Source organism: Flavobacterium sp. KMS, assembly GCF_000813005.1.
GTDB lineage: Bacteria > Bacteroidota > Bacteroidia > Flavobacteriales > Flavobacteriaceae > Flavobacterium.
Genome location: NZ_JSYP01000028.1, coordinates 36,860 through 62,344, shown reverse-complemented (window position 1 = coordinate 62,344; position 25,485 = coordinate 36,860). Strand labels below are relative to the sequence as shown.

General features: G+C 35.8%; 9 protein-coding genes. 7 read left to right on the top strand and 2 right to left on the bottom strand.

Annotated elements, in window-relative coordinates:
• Nucleotides 1–35: 35 nt before the first annotated feature.
• The 7 genes from OA93_RS21850 to OA93_RS21820 all read left to right on the top strand — a co-directional run bounded on the left by OA93_RS21850 (nucleotide 36) and on the right by OA93_RS21820 (nucleotide 18,993).
• On the top strand, nucleotides 36–6,356 hold the full coding sequence (locus tag OA93_RS21850) for a toxin TcdB middle/N-terminal domain-containing protein (RefSeq protein ID WP_052259568.1): 6,321 nt from the start codon (nucleotides 36–38) through the stop codon (nucleotides 6,354–6,356).
• A 21-nt stretch (nucleotides 6,357–6,377) separates the two neighbouring features.
• Entirely contained in the window at nucleotides 6,378–6,818 is a 441-nt protein-coding gene (locus OA93_RS24300) for an SUKH-3 domain-containing protein (RefSeq protein ID WP_052259567.1), read from the top strand.
• Between the two features lie 192 nt (nucleotides 6,819–7,010).
• The gene (locus OA93_RS21840) at nucleotides 7,011–7,280 is read left to right on the top strand and encodes a hypothetical protein (protein ID WP_039116224.1); all 270 of its coding nucleotides are present in this window, start codon (nucleotides 7,011–7,013) and stop codon (nucleotides 7,278–7,280) included.
• Nucleotides 7,281–7,352: 72 nt separating this feature from the next.
• A complete protein-coding gene (locus tag OA93_RS24295; RefSeq protein WP_052250017.1) occupies nucleotides 7,353–7,766 on the top strand; it encodes a hypothetical protein in 414 nt (137 codons plus the stop codon).
• A gap of 159 nt (nucleotides 7,767–7,925) precedes the next feature.
• Entirely contained in the window at nucleotides 7,926–8,399 is a 474-nt protein-coding gene (locus OA93_RS21830) for a hypothetical protein (protein WP_039116223.1), read from the top strand.
• A gap of 29 nt (nucleotides 8,400–8,428) precedes the next feature.
• Nucleotides 8,429–17,587, top strand: coding sequence for a neuraminidase-like domain-containing protein (locus OA93_RS21825; RefSeq protein ID WP_039116222.1), 9,159 nt, complete (start codon nucleotides 8,429–8,431; stop codon nucleotides 17,585–17,587).
• A gap of 383 nt (nucleotides 17,588–17,970) precedes the next feature.
• Entirely contained in the window at nucleotides 17,971–18,993 is a 1,023-nt protein-coding gene (locus OA93_RS21820) for an LLM class flavin-dependent oxidoreductase (RefSeq protein ID WP_039116221.1), read from the top strand.
• Nucleotides 18,994–19,154: 161 nt separating this feature from the next.
• Here the strand turns inward: OA93_RS21820 and OA93_RS21815 are convergent, their stop codons facing one another.
• Nucleotides 19,155–20,096 (bottom strand): type IX secretion system membrane protein PorP/SprF, encoded by a 942-nt coding sequence (locus OA93_RS21815; RefSeq protein WP_039116220.1) that lies wholly within the window; start codon nucleotides 20,094–20,096, stop codon nucleotides 19,155–19,157.
• Nucleotide 20,097: 1 nt separating this feature from the next.
• A complete protein-coding gene (locus tag OA93_RS21810) occupies nucleotides 20,098–25,143 on the bottom strand; it encodes a T9SS type B sorting domain-containing protein (protein ID WP_039116218.1) in 5,046 nt (1,681 codons plus the stop codon).
• Nucleotides 25,144–25,485 lie beyond the last annotated feature (342 nt).

Genomic DNA, 25,485 nt, shown 5'->3' with positions numbered 1-25,485 from the left:
CCCCTAAACCTGCTTTTTCAGGATTGGGTAGTAGGATGCAACTAGTAGATTTAGATGCAGACGGTGGTAAACAACTAGTCAGTTTCAATACCGAACCTAAAGGTTATTTTGAATTGGATGACGATAATGCATGGCAGGGATTTCGCTCGTTTAAGGCGATTCCAAATATTGATTTTAACAATCCCAATACTCGAATGCTGGATCTGAATGGTGATGGAAAACCCGAAGTAGTTATTTCAGAAGATCAGGTTTTTACATGGTATGCTTCTGAAGGTAGAAATGGTTTTTCAGCTGCACAAAGAACATCTAAATCGTTTGACGAAGAAGCTGGCCCGCATATTGTTTTTGCCGATGCAAAGCAAACAATTTATCTAGCAGATATGTCAGGTGATGGTATGACAGACATTTTAAGGATTCGAAATGATGAGATCTGTTATTGGCCAAATATGGGTTACGGAAAATTTGGTGCAAAAGTAGCATTGGATAATCCACCAATTTTTGATAGTGAGAACGATTTTAACCCTTCCTTTATAAAACTCGCAGATATTGATGGTTCTGGAACAACAGACATCATCTATTTGGGTAAAAACAAATTTACTTGCTGGAAAAACCTAAGTGGCAACCGTTTTAGTACAACTCCGTTTGAGATAGACTCCTTTCCAGAAATCGATTCCCATGCTAAAATTACTGTAACCGATTTATTAGGCAATGGCGTTGCGTGTATTGTATGGTCCAGCATATTATCAAAAAACACTTCCTCTCCATTAAAGTATATTGACCTAATGAACAGTAAGAAACCACACATCATGGTTTCCTATAAAAACAATTTTGGGAAAGAAGTATCATTAGAATATACACCCTCGACTAAATTTTACATCGAAGATAAGTTGGCAGGAAAGCCTTGGATAACTAAATTGCATTTCCCCGTACATTGTGTTTCCAAAACCACCACCGAAGATAAAATATCAGGCTACAAATTTGTAAGCGAATACAAATACCATCATGGCTATTATGATCATTCAGAAATGGAGTTCAGAGGTTTTGGCATGGTAGAACAAATTGATGCCGAGAGTTTTGAACATTGGAAAAAGAGTAATGCCACTAACATTGTAGAAAAATCATTGCATCAGGAGCCAGTCGTTTCTAAAACCTGGAATCATACCGGGGCTTTTTTAGAAAAGGATAAAATTCTGACTCAATTTTCGAAAGAATACTGGTATGAAGAAATGTCTCGCAATGGATTTGATGTTATTCATCATGAAATTCCCCTGCAAGATGCCCGATTGATAGCCGCTCCCGAGGTTCAACCAACTATACTTAATCACCTTTCTGCTCAAGAATGGTGTGAGGCACTCCGAGCCTGTAAAGGCATGAGTTTACGCTCTGAAATTTTTGCAAAAGATGCTATTAATTTTGAAAACACAGCAGAAGCAAAAAGAAAAGAGCTTATTCCTTTTTCTGTAGCTTCACATAATTATGTTATTGAATTACTACAGCCCAAAGGAAAAAACAAACATGCCATTTTTATAGTTAAAGAAAATGAAGCTATAACTTATAACTACGAACGCAACCCTGAAGATCCACGAATTGCTCATAATTTAAACATTAAGCTAGATAAATACGGCAATGTATTAGAGTCTGCTGCGGTTGTCTACCCGCGATTGTTAACTGATGTAACTCTTCCTGTCGAAACACAGCAAGAGCAAAATAAAACTGTTATTATCTATACACAAAATCAGTTTACAAATGATGTCATTAATGCTGATACACTTCGATTGCGATTGCCTTCAGAGGCAAAAACATATGAACTAAAAAATGTACCAAAAGCAAATGCATTTTATATACCCAATGATTTTAATGAAATACTCACCGAAGTAAAATCAGCAACAGCTTTATATCATGAAATAGATAAACCAACAACCCCTGGTTTATCGCAAAAGCGATTGATAGAACACACCAAAACGATTTACAGAAGCAATGATTTAAAAAGTGCCTTGGCTTTGTATAAATTAGAATCCTTAGCCATGCCGTTTGAGAGTTATCAGTTAGCATATACTCCCGATTTATTGCAACATATTTACCATGAAAAAACAGATGATTGGGCACTTCAAAATTTAATGTTAGAAGGCAAGTTTACTCACGCATTAAATGAAAGTGGTTTAGAAGATGCCAATTGGTGGGTACGTTCTGGTACGATACAATTTCTAGCAGATGTAGAAGCTGTGATAGATGCAAGCAAAAGATTTTATGTACCAATATCTTACACAGATCCTTATGGAGCCCTAACAAAAGTAAAATACTATGGGAATTATTTTCTGTTTATAGAAGAAACCGAAGACGCAATAGGGAACATGGTTAAAGTGGATTTATTTAATTTCCGAACACTATCGCCTCAGCGGATGAGTGATATAAATACCAACTTATCAGAAGTAATAACAGATGAATTAGGTTTGATAAAAGCTGTTGCAATAATGGGTAAGGGAAATGAAGCGGATGAATTGACCGATTTAACCGAAATAACAGATGCAGCCGAATCACTATTGATTAATAACTTCTTTCAGGCTTCCGATTCTGTAGATTTAACCAATATTGGGAAAGACTTATTGAATAAAGCAACGTCAAGATTTGTCTATGATTTTGATACTTATATCAATTCTGGTAAACCTGCTGTAGTAGCGTCAATAAGTAGAGAGCAACATTATAAACAAAACAACAATTCACCTGTTCAAATCGGCTTTGAATACTCTAATGGTTTAGGAGAAGTAATAATGAAGAAAGTACAGGCAGAACCTGGACTTGCCAAAAATGTTATTGTGCTCCCGGATAATACGATTACTATTTCGGAAACAGATACATCAGCAAGTCTACCTAAACAACTTCGTTGGATTGGCAACGGCAGAACCATCAAAAACAACAAAGGTAATGCTGTAAAACAATATGAACCTTATTTTTCGACAACGCATCAGTTTGAAGATCTAAAAGAATTGGTTGAAACCGGAGTAACAGCCATCATGTATTACGATGCAGTTGGACGATTGATAAAAACAGAAATGCCAAACGGTACATTGTCAAAAGTTATTTTTGATAGTTGGAAAGTAAGTATGTATGATCCTAACGATTGTGTATTGGAAAGTGAATGGTATAAAAAAAGAACCAATATTGCACATCCAGAGTTTATCAATGACTTAAAAGAACAACAAGCGGCATTAAAAGCCGAAAAGCACGCAGATACTCCCAGCGTTCAGTATTATGACACCTTAGGAAGACCAATTCTATCTGTAGAAAACAATAAAAATGCAGTAACAAGCATTGACGAATTACAATATACACGATTAAAATTAGACACCGAAGGCAATTTGCATTCAGTAATCGACGCACGATTTAATGCGGTCATGGAGTACAAATATGACATGTTGGGGAACAAAGTATACCAGCAAAGTATGGATGCTGGGCAACGTTGGTTATTAATAAATATTTTGGGTAAACCGTTACGCACTTGGGACGAACGAGAATATGAGTTTCAATATTTTTATGACACACTGCACAGACCCCTTTACAGCATGGTTTTAGGTGGAGATGAAGTAGTCGCCTTAAATCACATATTTGATAAAATAATTTATGGAGAAGAACAGCCTGATGCCCTCCTTAAAAATTTAAAAGGAAAGATTTGGAAGCATTATGATACGGGTGGCGTAATAGAAACACCCAGCTATAACTTTCAAGGAAAATCAACAAGTACAAAAAGAACACTTTTTAAAAAATATAAAGAAGTCGCCAATTGGATCGATGATAATTTAGTCGATGATTTAGAAAATCAATCTTTCACTTTTATTACAGATACCGATGCATTGGGACGTATTATCAAGCAAATTGCACCTGACGGTAGTGTTATTACTCCTTTTTATAACGAGGCAGGTTTATTAGATAGTGAGAGTGTGTTGCATCCTGATAAAGTACAGGCAAATACCTATATCAAGAATATTGATTACAATGAAAAAGGCCAACGGAATAAAATTGTTTACGGAAATAATGTAACCACTAAATTTTATTACGATAAAGAAACGTTCCATATTAAACGATTGGAAAGTAAACGTCAGAATAATGAGCTATTGCAGAATTGTTATTATACATACGATCCTATTGGAAATCTTACTCATATAGAAGACAGAAATATACCTGTTGTATTTTTTAACAACCAAAAAGTAACAGGTATTTCAGAATATACCTATGACGCATTATATCGATTAATAGCAGCAAGCGGAAGAGAAAATAATGCTGCACTAACGATAAATGGCCAAGACAATTGGAATGATGCTCCTTTTATGCACCAATTAAATCCTAGTGACCCAATGGCTATTCGAAATTACACTCAAAATTATCGTTACGATAAAGTGGGAAATATGATGCAGATGAAACATGTTGCAGCTGGTAATAATTGGACACGCGATTATACTTATGAAACCAGTAATAATCGATTGAAAATGACACAGGTAGGTGGTGAAATGTTTACGTACCCACATCATGCGCAGCACGGTTTTATAACCACATTACCTCATTTACAGGAAATGGGTTGGAATTATAAAGAAGAATTAATTAAGACCATTAAGCAAAAACGGACTGATGGCGGTACACCAGAAACTACTTATTATCAATACGACGGACAGGGAGAACGCATCAGAAAAATAACCGAGAATACTGCCAATGAGGGAGAAATCCCCACATTAAAAAACGAACGTATTTATAATTCAGGTTACGAATTATATAAAAGCCATAGTGGTGCCGATGCCGGATTAGAGAGAATCAGTTTGAGTTTGATGGATGGAGGACATCGTTTTGTAATGATAGATATGGAAACTAAACCTAAATATATTTTGGGTATTCCCTTTGGCAGAACATCGACTGAATTTACTACACGTTACCAGTTACATAATCATTTAGGATCTTCTGCTTTAGAACTTAATGAAACTGGTGATATTATCTCTTACGAAGAGTATCATCCCTTTGGAACAACCGCATATCAAGCTATAAATGCATCTATTAAAGCGGCAGCTAAACGCTATCGTTATACAGGTATGGAGCGTGATGAAGAAACGGGATTAGAATATCATAGCGCACGATATTATTTGCCCTGGTTGGGAAGGTGGTTGAGTAGTGACCCCGTTGGGATTGGAGATGGGGTGAATGTTTATATCTATGTACGGAATAATCCAATTAACACAACTGATCCTACAGGACAATGGGGTTGGAGAGAGGTTGCGGTTATAACAGCGGTAGTAGTGGTTGGTACAGTTCTTACAGTCGCAACAGCTGGGGCAGCTGGACCAGTAATAGCAGCAGCAGTTGCATCAGCTGGGGCAACCGGCTTAACGGGAGCCGTGATAACTGGAGCTGCAGTTGGAGCAGTTGCAGGTACTGTAGGAGGTTTGGCGGGAGGTTTGGCAGGTGAAGCTACACGTCAAACTGTACATCATAGTGCTTTAGGTTTAGGAAATGAACGTTATGATGGTGGTAGAATATTGAGTGAGGGTGGCAAAGGTGCAGCAGCAGGAGCAGTTGTTGGAGGAATAATTGGCGGTGCTGTCCCTCTATTGGCAGCAGCTATAGGGGCGGGCGCTAGTACAACTGTTGGTGCTGCTGCAATTGGAGCCGCGAGAACCACAGCCCAACGAGTGGCAACATCTACAGTTGGGAGAGCCATATCTTCAACAGGTCAACGTATTGCTAGTTCAACTACAGGTAGAGTAGTTACAGCAGTTGGAAGACAGGTAGCAAGACCTGCTCAAGCCATTAATAGGTCTCTTAATGCATTACAGCAAGGTGCTGAAGGTGTAGGAACAAGAGCTGCATCACTTATTCCAGGTAGAGGAGGTGATGCAGCAAGACGAGTATTAGCAGCAAGAGCAGCAGTAATAGAACATGCAAATGCAGTGCAAGGTTTATCTGGTAGTACGAGACCTCAAACAGTGGGAGCAATTGCAACAACAGATGGAAATGTTAGTGTAGCTGGTAGTATGAGAAGGGCAAATCCAGTTTTGGATAATGGTGTTCAAGGAAACTTAGATACAATAGCTGCTGGTGGTAGAACTGGAGTCGGGCATGCAAGATGCGCCGAGCCTCAATCTCTTACTGAATTAATTGAGGCAGGTTCTGAATTAAGAGGTAGTGTTTCGGCTAGTGCACTCGTTCGTAGTGCTGGAAATGCTAATCATGGACTTCCTATACCAGCTTGTCCCACATGTGAACAACTACTTCCTATGCATAACGTAGTAGATGCGAATGCAGTAATGGGAGTTACTCGAAGATTTGTTGATCAATTGCGTGGCGGAGTTGTCGGTAGAGCACTTCGAGCTGAATAAGAAAGATAATAAAATTTTAATATGGATACACCATTTTCAGAAGAATCGATTAAGATGCTGTTGGATTCAGGATGGAATGAAAACAGAAGAGTATTAGATAAAGTAAAACTTCCAAAGAGATACCATTTTCATGATGCTGCTCTAAAAATACTAAATGAATTTGGTAATTTAAGAATAGGCGATTATAAAAAAGGTAAAGGAAAATTTATGGCCAAATGTACTATTCAGTTTCTACCTATTCTGGCTAATTGCGAAGAAGACAGGTTTATCGAATTTTCGGATGCGCTAGGTGTTTCTTTATGTCCTCTTGGTGAGGTTAATGAAGGTTATTTTTTTCTTGCAGTTGATGAATACGGTAAAATATATGTTCTTGATCAAGAATTATTTCTAGCAGGAAATGATATTCGGGAAGGGATTGAAAATCTTATTACAGGGGGTAAAATAGAAAGAATAGATATTTAAAAATTAGTTATAAATACACATCGCGAGAGCACAGAGCTGCAATCTGTGCTCTCATGAAAAATATCTTCAATAATTAGAGTTAAATAAAAATGGAGTACAAAAAATATAAAACAATGAATTAAGAAGATAAAAGGAGTCTCATGACCATAGACTTTTAACACAATATTTTTTAACCATTTAAAATTTTAAATTATGACAGCAAAGAAAAAAAGTGATGAAGAATCGATCTTCTTAGTATCCTTAGAAGGGCTTGATTTATCTAAAGATCAGAAGAAAAGAATTGAAGAAGGTATAAAAAGCCTTGTTTTAAAGGAAATCGCGGGAATAGATTTTGAAGGCGACATAAAAATCAGTAGGAGATTTACAGGAAAGCCCGGCTGGGAAGATTTATGGAAAAGAGGACAACTAGCAGGTTTCTGGATTGGAGGTTTCCCAAACTTCCCATCTGAGATCCCAAAATAATGTTATCAAGGTTGCTAAAATTCATAATTATGAATTTTAGCAACTTATAATTGTCATTTAAAAAATAAAGAAATGGAAAACAATAAAGATAACGACAATAGTTATTGTCCTAGTTATGCCGTTAAACCAGGTGCAAAACTTTATGGTATTGTAAATGAAAACGGCTTCATTAATTATCTAAAAAGTCCCATTGAAATCAATCAGGATTTTATTGAAGAAGCTTACAAAGGAAGAGAACCCGAAAAAAGATTCAGATTTGCTGGCAATTGTTCTAAATCTGGTTGTAATCAATGGAATGGTACTTCAAAAGAATGTGGTCTGGTTGATCAATTGATTGATATCATAGGGAATGAAGAGTCTATACAGTTACAGGATTGCCCAATTCGGTCAAAATGCAGATGGTTTAGTCAACGTAAAGGTCATGCTTGTGCTCAGTGTAATGAGGTGATTCGGGATATAGAAATGAAAATTATTGGGGTTGATTGACATAATCGCTTCAAATAACTGATTTTATAAAACTGTCAAAATTCTAAAGTTTTGGTTTTTTCGATAGCATGGATTTACACTCCATGTCACATCAAAGTATTTCTGCTAAGTCCAATAATTTAGGAAAAATTAGAGAATAATTTTAAAAAGTTGAAAATTATGAAACCTACAAACGACAAAAAAACACATCAAAATACACTACCCGTAAATGACAAAATATTTCAGGCAGTATATGATTCTCCCTCTTCATTACCGGGAAAGCAAAAATGGATAACAAAAGACGAAGATGTTCGCATAATAGAAAAATTATTAGGTATGCCGGACAAAACAATTGGTGCCCCGCTTTGGGTAAGTGGAGATAATAAAAAATGTCCAAAATGCAGACGCGAAATCAATTGGCTAGATATTGTTTCCTCCGCAGTAGATAGCATTCATGCTAAAGAAATGATTGCACAAGTTATTCTTGGCGAAACCAAATTTGTAAATATTGAAGTTCCAAGAGCTATAGCAAATCTACATTGCTTTAAATGTAAAACCGCTATTGAAAACCTTCGCAGTTTTAAATGCCATAATTGGGCTTATGCAAAACCAGCTTTGCTTAAAGTGCTGCAGGAAATGGAGAGAAAGCAATAACCGATTCAGAAACATATAATAACAATATCATGGCAACACAATCTGACAACCAAGATCCAAATAAAAATAAACTCAATTTTTTTAAATTCGATTTAAAAGCCGGAAACCAACTCAAAGCATTCGATGCTATTTATAAAATACATCATGGCAATTGGGATGAGGTAAAAAGTGAACTATCCAAAGACAAAAGTTTTACACCAATACTGGTTAAGAATCTTGAGTTTACACACTACTTGTCTAAATGGAGTAATGATAATAAAGCGGTTGTTGAGCTTTTTCAGAAAGATGATAAGTTACTTTCGATGCGTGATATTGCTTTAAATTTTAATAAAGAGGCTTTTATCCAAAAAGTAAAAAGTAGTTCACCGGCAACATCAAACGATGATAAAAAAGCATTTGCCATTGATTTGCATCATAAGCTTTTTGAGTTTGAACCCACTGCGGTTGTCGTAAACATGATAAAAGACCCACAAGTAACAGTGTTAAATACTGCTGTAGGAACAAAAGTTGCTACATTATTAGAAAAAAATCCAGATTTTAATATCAGAACCACTTCGATATATGAAGTATTCAAAAATAATAAGGAATTCAAAAAAATCCCGGTCGAATTACAACAACCTGTTCAAACAGAATTAAAAACGTTACAAAGAATTGTTGCTATTAGTCCCATAGCCGATGCTATTCCGGTTTTGTACGATGCCAAAATTCATACTGCATTTCAAATTTCAAACGTGCCACCTGCGCAATTCAAAACCGCAATGAGTGGTAAAGGATTGGATGAAAACGTATTGTTGCAAATTCATACCAATGCGCAGCATTTACGTGTACGTAATGAACACGCTTTAATTGCCTTAAAAGAAGCCAGTCAGAATACTGGTATTGACATGATTGACAGAAGCGTGCGCCTGGGTAATGGGGCTGAAATAAAAAAGGGGCTGGGAGCAATGAAGACAGAGAGTAATACCATTATATATTCTCCAGAAGAAGCTACAAAAGAGATTATAGAAAAAAATAATTTAACATGGGATATGCTTTTTGGCGATGCAGATATTTGCGAATGTGGCGAATGTACTTCCGTCTACAGTGCCGCGGCATATTATGTAGAGTTATTACAGTATTTGCGCAACAACAATCTTGATCCTGATGCCACGGAAGATGTTGCCATAAAATCCAACCCTAAAAATATTTCCGGAACTCCATTAGAAAAATTATTCAATCGTCGTCCAGATTTAGGTTGTCTGGAATTGACTTGCAAAAATACCAACACCATTTTACCTTATGTAGATTTGGCCAATGAAGTCATGGAAAGTTATGTGGCATTCAAACATTTAAAGCCTTTTAATGTAGCCGATGAAACCAGCAGTGAGTTACTTGCAGAACCACAGCATACAGAATATCAGGCGTATTGCATCCTGAAAAATGAAGTATATCCATTTACACTACCATACCATCAGCCCATTGATGCCACAAGAATATATCTGGATTATTTAGGAACAAGTCGTTATGAAGTAATAGATACATTCCGAAAAAACAATAGTAGTAACAATGCCGAATTAACTCAATTAAAAGATGAGGTTTTAGACAGGGCATCTGATTCTGAATTTTTAAATATTACTAAAGAAGAATATATCATACTCACAAAGGAATGCTTTGAAAGTAAAGCCCTGATGAATAAGCTCAAAAATAAAACATTCACAGATTCAGAATATCAAGAACTGATTGGTGTAAAATCAGTAGGTGAATATTATGGCTATGATAATGATGCAACAATGTTGAGCGATAACGGACTCACATTAATCAAAAAAGAATTTTTACGACGCACAGGAATTGATTATTTCAACCTTGTTGATTTACTTAAAACACAATTTATCAACCCGTTTTTACCCAAAGGAAAATCAAAAAACATAACGGAAAGCCTGCATTTTAGCTATCGATTTTTACAAAACTATGCCAAAAAATACGGCATGGATAAAATGGCGGAAGATTTGGTAAAATTGGAAAAATTTGCTGATTTATTGCCAATGATTATAGATCAGATTGAAGTATTAACCAACAAAAAAGCACTAAGCTGCCCTGATACATGCAAAGATAAAGTCGAAATAAGCGATAAAGATATTATTTGTTGGGTGAAATGCCATTTTGAGAAAATAGGCAAAATGATAGTCATAGAAAGCGGTAGAGGATGCGTGAACGGGGAAATACTGTTTGCGAATAATAATAGTTTATTTGATAATGACTTCAGCATAAGGGTTGAAAATTGTAAAATACTTTATGATACAGCAAAAGAAAAACTTCCACTTGGGCAAATTGATAAAAAAACAGGAAAAGTTACTTTTTTGATTGATAATGGAGAAACAGATCCTAAAAGTTGGGAGCAAATAAAATTTGTAGGGGACAAGGGCGAAAAAGGCGTATTCTTAATAATAGACGGAGAAGTATATCTCATTTTTCTGGAACAAAAAGACAGTTGCGATTTAAATACGGCGCTATTGCAGCATTTAGACGGAACACCGCTGACTGTTGACGAATATGATCGTATACATCGTTTTATACGCTTGTGGAGAAAATTAGATTGGACAATTGATGAAATTGATAAAGCAATTATTGGATTAAGCATCCAAAAATCAGTAGATAATGAAGACGATGTAAGCGAGGATGATTCTATTTGTGATGATTGTGGTGATGAGTGTAATACTTCAGATTGTGATGAATGTGATTGCGATGATTGTAGCGAAGAATGTCATCATGATTATGCTATTTCAACAACCTTACTACATCAATTGGTAGCCGTAAAAAAACTATTGGATAAAACAGGAATTGAAGTAATAAAATTACTTTCTTTTTGGACAGATATTAGCACAGCAGGAGAAAATTCGCTCTACAAAAAACTTTTCTTAACACACAATGTACTAGGAATCGATAAGGTATTTAAGGCCAATGCAAATGGCAATTATCTTACTGTAAATACTACAATTTCCGAACATTTTCCGGTATTAATGGCGGCTCTAAATTATACAGCCGATGATTTGCAAACTGTCATGCAGGCAACAGCAATGACAGATGAAATGACTATCAGTAACCTCTCAACACTATATCGCTACCGATTGCTCTCAAAAGTTCTGGGCTACAAGATTCCTGCATTTATGGATATCGTTCCTTTATTAGGTACTATATTTAATGATGCATACAGTACACTTGAATTTATAGAGAATCTATCTAAAATAGATGATGCAGGCTTTACACCACAAGAACTCAATTATATCATTAGAGATTTTGATGATATTAAAAAACCGTTTAAACCTACACAGAAATCAATTTTAATTTTAGCAAAATCCATATACGATGGATTAAACACAATCGACGAAACTCAACAGGATTTGAAGCCTGATGATAAAATAGGTAATGCAGCATTAGAACAAATTAATCTCAAAGAAAAAGCAACGTCAGAATTTGTAAGAGCTAAAGCAAGTTTGCTTTTTGAAACGGATATTGTAGAAAAAGTCATCGGTATATTGAATGGTACAAATGTATTTATAACCAATGCTCCTAAAAACATAGCGTTCATTCTAGGAGAAGATAAAACACTTCAGAATAAATTAAAATATGATAAAATGAATGGTAGTATCCAAATCACAGGGATCTTAACCGAAGCTGAAAGCATTGATTATAAAGCAATCAGTAACGACCCAGAGTGGATATCTGCATTGATTAGGGTTGAAAAACAGCAAAACAAGCAATTCAAAGAATTATTGTCTAAAATTTTTGAGACTGAAAAAACAAAAACAGACGCTCAAAAAGAAGCATTAGAAATAATAATTAAAGCAGGTGACATAAGTTTTCCTATTGATAAAATACTTGATGGAGATCCTGATATTAATACAGCTCCACAAAAAAGAATAGCCTTTTTAGAAATTTTCATGCCTTATCTGCGTCAGGAACTGAGTCATCGTTTTATTGTAAACACTTTGTCTGGCATAGTAGGTTTACAACCTAATATTACTGATATATTGATTACTGATATACTAAAAATAGGCAATATACCAGTTTCGTTATTCAGTATTTTTGAAAAAATAAAAGAAAGTAGTAAGCCTGTTGAAAGCAATTGGAACGGATACCTAATTCCTTCAACAACTGCAACATATACTTTTGTTATTAAAGAGAGCAATGTCCTACCTATACTCAGTATTGATGGAACAACATTGAGTTTTACTGTTCAGGAAGACCCTACAAATGAATGGTGGAGTACTGATATTGTGCTCCAATCTGGTAAATTATATAAATTATTAACTACTGGTGTCGAATTAAAAAAGATCTATTGGAAAACAACTGCCTCTGCTATTACAGCTGTTCCGTCATCGGCATTAATTCCCGACTTTGCCTCACAGCAATGCGAGCCCGCATTAATTGCATTAAAAAAAGTGGCCATGCTGGTTACTGGTTTTGATTTGAGTGCAGATGAAATTCAGTTTCTGGAAAAAAACAAAGTTCATTTTGATAATCTGGATTTTAATAAATTAACACTAATTCATTGGTTGCGTTTAGAGGGATATACCAGATTGCGAAACTCTTTACCAGAATCTGAATTCAATATACTTGATTTTTGGAACTGGACTTACAATCCATTATCTGATGGCACATTATTGAGCGGTAAAATTGCGGAACTCACAACATGGAAAAAACAACGAATTGATAAATTGATTGCACCAAATCATTTCAATATAACACAACTACAAGATTACAACAACGAAAAAAATCTATTAAAACTGCAGTCAGCTCTGGCTGTTGCCGATAAGATAAGTGTAGATATCGATTTGCTTTTTGAATGGGCAATTCCTACTTCTAAATTCAATAAATGCAGGATAATTGCCGATAGTATAAAAAATGCAATTCGTGCCAAATACAATCAAACCGATTGGGAACAGGCTGTAAAACCATTGAGCGATAAATTGCGTAACAACCAGAAAGAAGCCTTAATTGGATTTTTGTTGCAACAACAAACATTAATAGATTGGGGGGTAGCAGATGCAGATAGCCTATTTGAATATTTTCTGATAGATGTTCAGATGGATGCTTGCATGGAAACTTCACGTATCAAACAGGCTTTATCATCAGTACAATTATTTATACAGCGTTGTTTCTTGGGATTGGAAGAAGAATACAGCGGAATTGCGCCAGATATATTAGATAGAGAACGTTGGGACTGGATGCAGCGTTACCGCGTTTGGGAAGCTAATCGTAAAGTTTTCTTATATCCCGAAAATTGGATTGAAAGCAATCTACGAGATGATAAGAGCCCATTTTTTAAAGAATTAGAGGGAGAATTACTGCAAAAAGACATCAACAAGCAAAATGTTATTGATGCGTTAAAATCCTATCTCTATAAAGTTGATGAAGTGGCTAATATGGAAGTAGTAAGCTTGTATATTGACGGCGAAAAAACATCCGAAAAATGGAATGAAGGAGCAAAATTACATGTGTTTTCCCGCACCCGCAATGCTCCTTATTTTTATTATTACCGTTATTTGGCCCTAGATGAAATGAATTGGTATCCTTGGGAAAAAATGCAGGTAGATATACCAGGTTATGATGTAGAAGATGCAACTGGGAAAGTTACAGATAATGGTTGCTTTTTAACGCCTGTGGTATGGAATGAACGCTTGCTGATTTTCTTTCCTCAGATTGCAAAAAAAGTAAAGCCAGCTAAGACTGGTAACGATTCAATGAAAACTCTTGGAGATACAACAGTTAACAGTAATTTGCCTGTAGAATATTTTGAAATAAAAATGGCATGGAGTGAGTACCGAAATGGTAAATGGACACAGAAACAATTGAGCAAAGATGTTTTGGCTACAAGTCCTAAAGATAGTAATCATGATATTCCATTTTTTAAATTCATTCCTATTATAAGTGATGATAAAATACTAATTAATGTAGATGATCTTAAAGATGCTGATGGTGGTTATTTTGGTGCATTTAAATTTGAAGGGAATACCATAAAAGTAGGATCAGCGATAGGAACTGTACCAATTCCAATTGATCATTTTAATCAGTCAGACGGGAAAATGTATTCATGGCAGCTTAACAGTCCAACTTTTGCACGTCATCTTGATTTTTATTTTAATGAAGAATCATCAAAAGAAAATTTAGTTTGGGATTATGGAAGTTCAAATACGTTAAAATTCCATCATTCTTTTACACATAAACTAATGGGTAAAATTAATTCAGGGAAACTGGAAGAATTTTTTAATTGTAATCTAAAAATAGTTGATAAAGATGATGCTTTTGGTAAATATGACCATGATGGAGATGCAAGTACACCCGAAATATACAATGAGCTCAAACGCCCTTATTCTTTATACAATTGGGAACTGTTTCTGCATACACCAATGATGTTGGCAGATGCATTAAGTAAATCACAACAATTTGAAGAAGCCATGAAATGGTATCATTTTGTGTTTAATCCTATTGCCGAAGGTTCTGATGATAAACGCTTTTGGCAATTTGCGCCATTCAAAGAAACAAATAGTCAAAGAGTTTTAGAAAGCATTTTCAATAATCTGAAACCTAATAAGGCTGATCAAACCATTAACGAATGGCGTAACAAACCTTTTATGCCACACTTGGTAGCCCGTAACCGTCCGGTGGCATACATGAAATGGGTCGTAATGAAATATATCGATAATTTAGTAGCGTGGGGGGATTATCTATTCCGACAAGACACTATTGAAAGTATTAATCAGGCTACACAATTGTATATTTTAGCCATGCATATTATGGGACCTCGCCCTATGATTATTCCTAAGCGCGGTATTACAAAACCGCAAACCTATATTGGTTTATTAGACAAATGGGATGCTTTTGGGAATGCCATGGTAGAGTTGGAATTAGCAGCTCCATTCAGCAATCAAACTACCTTACCTATTGGTGCAGTAAATGGCGAATTGGCGTTTGCAAATATATACGGTTTAGCTTCTTCACTTTATTTCTGTATCCCGAACAATCCTAAACTTATGGGCTATTGGGATACGATTGCCGATAGATTATATAAAATACGTCATTGTGAAAATATCGAAGGAGTATTCCGAAAATTACCATTGTTTGAACCACCAATTGATCCAGCATTATTGGTAAAAGCTGCAGCGCAAGGATTGAGCATTGCCTCGGTAATAAATGATTTGAATACTCCAATGCCTAACTATCGTTTTTACTATTTACTCCAAAAAGCATTGGAATTGTGTGGAGAATTAAAATCTATGGGAAATGCTTTGCTTTCCGTAATCGAGAAAAAAGATAATGAAGCCATTGCACTTATCCGTTCCAGACATGAAAATGCGATGCACAATCTGGTAATGGAAATTAAAAAATTGCAACTGGAAGAGGCACAGAAAAATATGGATGGTCTGGAACAGAATCGTAAAAGCCCAGAACATCGCATGAAGTATTACCTAAAATTAATAGGAGAGGACTTAGGCAAAGTACCGGGATTGGATGCTGAATTTGCTGAAATTGTCAATAGCATAGAAGCACCTGTGGATGAAAGCGGATTGAAACTCATACCTTTTGAGAAAGAAGATATGGATAAGGCCAGTGCTGCTGCCGATTGGCAAACTGGTATTGGAGTAGTAGAGACATTGGCTTCGGTTTTTCATGCATTACCAACGATAAATGGTCACGGAACACCTTTAGGAGTAGGAGTTGCTGTATCTTGGGGTTTCCCTAATTTGGCGAATGCTACATCAGCGGTTGCTAGAGGTTTACGAATTTACGCTGATCATCTTTCTTATCAGTCTTCATCAGCAGGTAAAAAAGGGAATTTCAAACGTGCTTTACAAGAACGAGTTATGCAAGCTAATTCTGCTGGTTATGAATTGAAACAAATAGACAAGCAAATAACAGCTCAAAAAATTCGTATTGCCATTGCCAATCAGGAAATTACCAACCAACAAAAAATGATCGATAATGCACTGGAAATAGAAGATTTTTTAAAAAATAAATATACTAATGAAGAATTGTATACCTGGATGCGCGGCAGTCTTAAAACATTGTACCATCAGGTATATAGTTTGGCACATGAGCTGTCCAAAAAAGCAGAAAAAGTATATCGCTTTGAACGAGGTATAAGCAATTCCAATTTCATACAATCAGGCTATTGGGATGCTGGACGAGAGGGCTTACTCGCTGGAGAACAACTTTATGTTGGATTAAAACAAATGGAAGCCGCTTATCAGAACGAACGAGGTTATGATTATGAAATCACAAAACATGTTTCTTTATGTTTATTAAGCCCATTGGCACTTATTCAGCTTAAGGAAACAGGCAAGTGCGAGTTTGAAATACCCGAAGTATTATTTGATATGGATTATCCGGGGCAATATAAGCGTCGTATTAAATCGGTATCAGTATCATTACCATGTATTGCTGGACCTTATACAGGTGTCAATGCCAAATTTAGTCTGTTGGAAAATAAATTCAGAAATAATGCGATCGGAGGTAAGACATATGAGGAGATTACAGATGATACAGATGATCGTTTCAGTACATACCGAATACCAATTAATGCTATTGCAACCAGTACAGGTCAAAATGATAGCGGTATGTTTGAATTGAATTTTAAAGACGAACGTTACATGCCATTTGAAGGTGCTGGTGTTGTTAGTAAATGGCGTCTTGAATTACCAGAGATTCGTCAATTTGACTATGGAACAGTTACCGATGTTATAGTACATATTAGATATACATCCAACGAAGGTGGAGAACGATTAAAACTAAACGCTACAAAGACCGTATTTAAACAATTGGAAAATATTAAACAACAATTGAACGAAACTGGTCTCCATTTGGCATTAAACATGAAGCATGATATGGCTAATGAATGGCATTTATTAAAAAAATCAGGAACAGTTGAGTTGAATATTGACAAAGTACGATTGCCTTATTTGGCACAGTCTATTAATTCAGTACATATTGAACAAGTTATGTTCTTGGCAAAAGTCAAAGACAATCCAGTTAGTTTTGTACTTAATATTGATGAAACCGAAACAATAGATCTTTCTAAAGTCAATGAATTGAATATGTGTCGTGGCATCAACTCGGATATTAAACTTAATATTCCATTTAGCCTATCTGTTGAAGAAGTCGATAAATTAAAATTGGAGGAATTGATAATGATAGTGAAATATGGTTTTTAAAGTTAAATGATTCTATATTTAGTTGACTATGCCCCACAATATAATTGACTTTTTTTGTTGACTAAGCAAAGACAGAGGATGGGTGTTTAGATATTTTAAATAAAGGTAATTGAGAATAATTGTAAACCAGATATAATAAATATTGATAAAAGTGGCTCAAATATCAGTACTGCCAGAGTTTATAGTAAACGTTTGTTTTCCAAAATAGCAATCCGACAGAACCTTATAATTTAACCATCATAAAATGGCATCACTACAAAAGATTTAATTTTTTTATAGTAAATAAGGGGAGGAGCTCCAATAAACACTTTCTATAAAAAGGCTGTAGACTCACTCGATAATGATGCGTATATTTGGAATTATAAATTATAATAATGCTATCTATGAAGAAAATAGGATTTTTATCGTTTGGGCATTGGGCCAATCATCCTTCCTATCAAACTCGTACTGCTGCTGATACACTGCTTCAATCTATTGATTTGGCAGTGGCTGCTGAGGAAATTGGTCTGGACGGCGCTTATTTTCGAGTGCATCATTTTGCTACACAGCTGGCATCGCCTTTTCCTTTACTTTCGGCCATTGGTGCTAAAACGAGTAAAATAGAGATTGGGACAGGAGTAATCGATATGCGGTATGAAAATCCGTTATATATGGTGGAAGATGCTGGTGCTGCAGACTTAATTTCGGGAGGACGTTTGCAATTAGGAATCAGCAGAGGATCGCCGGAACAGGTCATTGATGGTTGGCGTTCTTTTGGTTATGAACCCATGGAAGGTGAAACAGATGCTGATATGGGACGCAAGAAAGCTTTGGAGTTTTTAGATAAGTTAAACGGTGTGGGATTTGCTGAGCCAAACCCATATCCGATGTTCCCAAATCCACCAGGTTTATTGCGCCTTGAACCACATTCTGAAGGTTTACGAGAACGAATCTGGTGGGGAGCAGCCTCTAATGCTACTGCAATTTGGGCGGCCGAAAACGGGATGCACCTGCAAAGTTCTACCCTGAAGTATGACGAAAATGGTAAACCTTTCCATGTTCAACAGGCCGAACAGATCAGGTTATATAAAGAAGCCTGGAAAAAAGCAGGACATAAGTACGAGGCACGAGTTTCGGTAAGCCGTTCTATTTTTGCACTGGTTAATGATCAGGACAAATACTACTTTGGAGATCAGGGTAAAGGATCAGATAGTTTTGGTAATATTGAGAGAGATAAACGAGCAATCTTCGGAAAGAGTTATGCTGCTGAGCCAGAGAAACTCATTGCAGAATTGGCACAGGATGAAGCTATTCAGGAAGCCGATACGGTGCTGTTGACCATACCCAACACATTGGGTGTTGACTACAATGTACATATACTGTCGGCTATATTAAAATATATTGCTCCAGAATTGGGCTGGCGTTAGTTTTTTATAAAAAAGTGAACCTCCAAGATTAAATAATTTTGGAGGTTTTTTTGTTTCAAAAACTCTTAATACCATCGATTTATAAAAAGGAGCATATAAAATCACTTAGACTTTAAAAGCTTTGAATCTGAAAAACAGAAAGTTATATAAGTAATAGAATCTTAATTTACACAACTACAGTTACTTGATCTATTCTTAAAATCAAATCCAATAGTTAACATATGTGTTCCTGAGTTATGATTTTGAAGTTGATTTAAACTAATATTAAAGGAGTAAGCGGCATAAAACTTATTTTGTCTGAATCCTACTAAGGGTGCGATTGAATTAGGCTTAAATGATTGATCGGCTAACAATCGTAAGTTTATACCTCCCCAAATATAATTTTCATCAGTCATTTTCCGAATCTTAAGGTTAAGATCAAGACTTGACCGACCATCACTTTCGTATATTTGATATAGAATAGATGGTTCATATTCTATAGAAGTAAATTTATTTTTTAAAAGAAATCCTGTATATAAATAATAGTTTCTAATATTCATTGGCTCTTTTAAGATTGTAGGTTTTACTGATTTATTTAAAATATTAACCGCATTGAAACTGACGAAAAAATTTTCTAAACGATATAAAAAGCTTAAATCAAAATTTGAGTTATTCACATTATAAGACTGGACACTCGGATCAGATGTGTTAATGTCGGATATATCAATATTAAAATTCGTAAACTTATAAGAGAGCCCAAATGACAAATACTGATTATTAAACTCTGATAAAGTAATATGATGAGCATAAGTTAACTGTCCTCCCTTTTGAGAAGTATTCCTATTTTTATCATTAAAAAAAATGGCACCAATGCCTGAGCGGTCTGCAATTCTGGCATCAAAGGATAATGATTGTGTTTGTGGTGCATCTTCTACTCCTAACCATTGTGTTTCGCCAGTAAGACGTATTTTATAAAATTCACCAATACCTGCGTAGGCTCCAGCAATAACATACGGATTATCTGCTAAATATTGGCTAGTTGGTGCTAGTTGTAATTCTTGCCCATAAGTGGGAAGACTAGCTATTATGAAAAGTAATAATACTATTTTGTTTGTTTTTTTCATTTTATCTAAATAAAGTCATTCCGCCAATAAATTCTCTTCTATCCTTATCATTATTAGTTTTAATAACGTACCAATAATCCCCAGTTGGTAAAGGTTTTCCTTGATATGTACCATCCCATCCCATTGTTGTATTCCCTTTAAAATTCATGATTAATCTCTGATATCTATCAAATATTGAAACTTCTAAATTTGGATAATCTTCTATTCTTGTAGGATACCAATAATCATTACTTCCATTTCCATCTGGTGAGAAAAATTTAGGAAACTCTATTCCTTCATAAGCTAAATATGCTGTTTCAGTAGAGAAACAACCTTTGTTATCTTTAACATAAATGGTATAATTTCCAGAGTGATCAATCTTAAAAATTGGATTGGAGGTATAACTATTAGCGCTATTAATGCTATATTGATAAGGAGCAGTACCACCTGATGCAACAATTGTATATTGATTAACTCCTGTTTCGGAAAAAGAAAAATCTGGATTCTCAATATTTTGTGTAACTAAAACAGTATCACTAGAAGCACATCCCAAAGTACTATTTGTGACTGTTAAAGTATAGACTCCACTGGAACTAACAACAGGAGTTAAAGTATTGGCACCACTATCGATGGTTCCCCCAGTCCATAAATAAGTAACACCCGAAATATCAGAACCAGCTCCATTAAGCATAATTGTTGATGAAGCACAAGTAATTATAACTGGACTACCTGCTTCTGCAATGGGAGCTGTTTGAATATTTAAGGTTACAATAGCAGTAGCGGTTTGGCTGCAAGGCGAACTACTATTTACAGTATAAATATAAATATTACCAACATTAGTCCAGATACCACCTGTATCTGGCGTTCCACCTAACTGAGCAAACAATTGTGCATTGGTAGGAGTCGTTCCAGAACATAAAGTTAACGTTCCGTTTGTTCCTGCATTTGGTGTTGTTTGCCTATTTATAGTTACTGTAGCTGTAGCAGATAGATTGCAAGGAGAACTACTATTTACAGTATAAGTATAAACATTACCAACATTAGTCCAAATACCACCTGTATCTGGCGTTCCTCCTAACTGAGCAAACAATTGTGCATTGGTAGGAGTAGTTCCTGAGCATAAAGTCAACGTTCCGTTTGTTCCCGCATTCGGAGTTGTTTGTCTATTTATAGTTACTGTAGCTGTAGCAGATAGATTGCAAGGAGAAACAGCATTTACAGTATAAGTATAAATATCACCAGCATTAGTCCAAACACCACCTGTATCTGGCGTTCCGCCCAATTGAGCAAACAATTGAGCATTGGTAGGAGTAGTTCCTGAGCATAAAGTCAACGTTCCATTTGTTCCTGCATTGGGAACAGCTTGCGTATTTAAGGTTACAGTTGCTGTAGCAGCTATATTGCAAGGAGAAACAGCATTTACAGTATAAGTATAAACATTACCAACATTAGCCCAAACACCTCCTGTATCTGGTGTTCCGCCCAACTGAGCAAACAATTGTGCATTGGTAGGAGTAGTTCCTGAACATAAAGTTAAAGTACCGTTTGTTCCTGCATTTGGAGTTATTTGAATATTGATAGTCTTAGTTATTCCTGTTAGAGCCTGACTACAGATACCATCCGTAGTATTTGTTAAATTTAAGGTCGTATTTGAAATTACTGAAGGAATTGTTACCACTACAGAACCTGTTGTTCCTATTACAGCTGTTCCTGAAACGGCTCCTGTATAACTCACATTATCACCAGTTTTCCCAGTTATTGTAAAATTAGCATCCGATCCTAAGCAAATGGAATTTGGACCCGTTAATGTTGGAACTGTTGGTAATGAATATGCTCCTGTAACATTAACAGTTACCGGAAGAGAACTACAACCTCCACCAGCTGTATTGGTTACAATTAACTTATAAGTACCTGCAGCATCTACAATTGGGTTTAATGTTGTTGCTCCGCTGACAATTGAGCCATCAGTTGTTGTCCATTGATAATCGATACCAGCACCGGTTGTCGAGCCTGTGCCATTTAGCGTAACCGAAGGACTCAAGCAAGTAATTACCGCTGTAGTAACTACTTGTGCTACCGGAATGCTACAAGTTGGTGCTGTACTGGCTTGGCAACTATATTTTTCAACGTCAAAACAAGTACCAAGACTACCTACTGGAGTTACAAAAATCTCGACATTATCGGATGGTTGTAATCCGGTTACACTATAGGTTAAGACATTACCAATGGCTCCAATATTTTGGATTAGATTAGTATTTACTTGATAAGAGATTGTATAATCAGTAGCTCCCGCAACTGCTTCCCATAGAAAAGATACCACATTTTGTGATGGTACTCCGCATGAAATCTTAGGCTTTAATATTGAATTTATACCAACCTGTATCTGTTCTTTTTTTATAATGTCTGTACTACCATCACAATCCTTAACTGTACAGGTTACTTCATAAATACCTGCATTAATTGTTTGTGCATTGGTAATACTCGGATTTTGGGTTGTATTAGAATAGCCGTTGGGTCCAGTCCATGAATAAGTAGTACCTGTAGGTAAAGTTCCGCTTACTTTTAAATCGATAGTGCTGTTGGCACAAAGAGAAATTGGCGTAACAACGCTTGGTTCAAGAACCACGCTAGGGGTAACCACTAGTTCTTTGGTTCTTGTAATCAGGCAATCAAAAGAAGTAATTTCTAAGGTATAAATACCAGCATCTTGAGGTGTTACAGCGGAGATAGTATATTTATTAGACGTAGAAACGACTGTCCCCAATGGATTCTTCCATTTATAAGTAACTCTGGAATCTGTATCGAGATACTTTGGGAAATTATTTTCAACACTAAAATCTGCTTGGTATCCTTCGCACAATAGGGTAGGCATAGACTCAGTATAAAGTATATCTTCAAAATCATCTACATTAAACAAAAACATTTGCACCCCCGAAACAGTACTTCCGTATGTAATATTCCTGAAGCCTATTTTTTGAGGTTTAGAACAATCACTGTTTACATAAATAGCATGCACTTTTCCAGGTTTAGAGTAGCGGGTATCAACTCTTCCTGCTTTAAATTGTGATTGGGTTTCGGCAATAGATGTCCAAATTCTTGGAGCGATGAGAGTTCCGTTATTTATAGTAATAGCCGTTTCTTCTCCTGCTATTGGGCTCACAGTATTTTTTTGCTCCACATACATTTTACCTAAAACAGGAGTATCATCATTATTGCGCACCCCAGCATATAAGCCATCTTTACCAATAAACCCATTACCATGTAATCGGTAGTATTTACCTTTAACAGCCCCTCCAGATTGAAATTCAATATTATAAATGTATAAACCAGTAGTTTGTATCTTATAAATAATCCTGTCGGCATTAAGTCCCAATCCATTATACCAACTTCCATCGTTTATTCCCCCATTAGTGATTGCACGATCTGCAGAAGTTGTGTACAAGCCATGACCATCTATTCCTGTTGGAAAACAAGGTGTACCTGTTAAACTTGGTGGCAAACAAGGACCTTGATTAGGTCCATAATATCCAGCATCATTGTTTCTAAAATTTAGCGTGTTATTAACCGCTCCAGTTGTATAATTTACGATATCAATTTTTCCAGATGAATTATTAAGTTGATGAAACCAACGTTGAGTAATATTACCAGAGTTATCTAATTTATCCCAGGACCACTCGTTTCCTCCAGGTAAATTTTGAGTTTCAATTAAATGGATTCTATTATCATGTCCCATATCGCGCACTCCATCGGCACCCTGAAAACTGAGCATATGCACTTTTTTCCCTGGTATCACTTTACAATCTAAAACACGTTGTTTATCTATCCACAAATTGGTTTCTTTTTCTTCAACCTTAGGGAGTACCGTACTAAAAATGTCCACGAGTAAAGATCGCGATGTTAACAGCGTATGATCGGCATTCATTCTTCTGTAATATTCAGCATTGAATTTTTTGAAAACATCAGAATCTTCAACATACATTTTATAAAAAGCAGCCGAACTCGTACCATAGCGTTCCCAATGTGCTCCAATACCTTGATCACTTGACCAAAAATCAGTAGTGGTAAGTTGAGAGTGGTTCTGAAAATCATAATCCCAATCAAAGGCATAACCGTCCTCATGTCCCCAATGCTTATTTAGATAAGCAGTTCCTGCAGGGAAGTAATTAGGATATGCAGCAGCAAACTTATCCATTACAATCTGCGCAACACATTCTGCCATACCTTCTTCAAAACCACTTAAAGTATTTTGGTAATGCCAAAGATTATCAGAAGACAAACACACATTATCACGCCAGGCATGCAAAAGTTCATGCACCATTAAGCGTGGTTGAGTCATCTTGCCAAAAGCATCAGCAGTATATTGAGTCGAAATCCAGTTAGGGCCATTATAAAATGTATTACTCCCAGAAGCATTACCATCATTCACAACATTTACTGTATAAGAGTGAGAGGACGGACCATATATTTGCGCTATAATGGGGATTACTTTGCTGTAAAAATCCATCATATTGGTAGCTTGCCAATTGGCAAAACCTCCCAATCCATTGACTCCAAATTGCGTCTCTATAGTAACATTTACCATATTGCCAGCTGTACCCAAATTTTGCCATGTAAAATTTAACGGACCAATCACTGTGTCTGTACCACCATTTAATAAGTGAAAATAAAAATTTTGCCCTTGCATAAATGTAGTTCCCAAAGCGAGAGCCGTTAAACGTAATTCTTCATAGCTATAGCCGTAAGTCGTCTTATCTGTATTATTCAAACCTTGACTCCAACGAATATTTTGCGAATTAGGACCATTAGGAACTGAGCCTGTTCCGATAGAGAAGCTTGTAAAACCTCCAGTTTGCCAGTTTACAAAAGCACTATGAATACTTTCTACATTTCCTGTTATTCCTGTGGCTGCTACAGCCTTTAATTTGCTTTGTAGGTTTGATTTAATCGGGACCGGAGCAGGAACATTTGCGGGTTTACATCCCATTGGCAATGTACCAGACTGTTGTACTTGAGCGACTAAAGTGAAGGAAAAAAAAGCAAACAAGGCTAGGATGTGTAATTTTTTCATTGCATAAAGTTGTAGGTTAATCGACAATGGACATGTTTTATCGAAGCACTACAAAATTAGTTTTGTCATGAAAAGAAAATAGTCATAAGTTATTCAGTATTGATATTAAATTAACATAAAAAATACACTTACAGTAATTATTTACAATATATGTAGTATTAATCGTTGTTTTTGGTTTCCTGAGTAATGAGAGATGAGGTATGGTTTATTAGTTGATGTAAGAGATTAAGCGTTATAATCTGATTTAAACTTAGAACTAAATAAAAAATTAAAATAACGGCTGGGATCTCAAAGCCCGCTTCAAAAAAGTAATAAAAAAAATTAAATGACACTGTTTCTTTT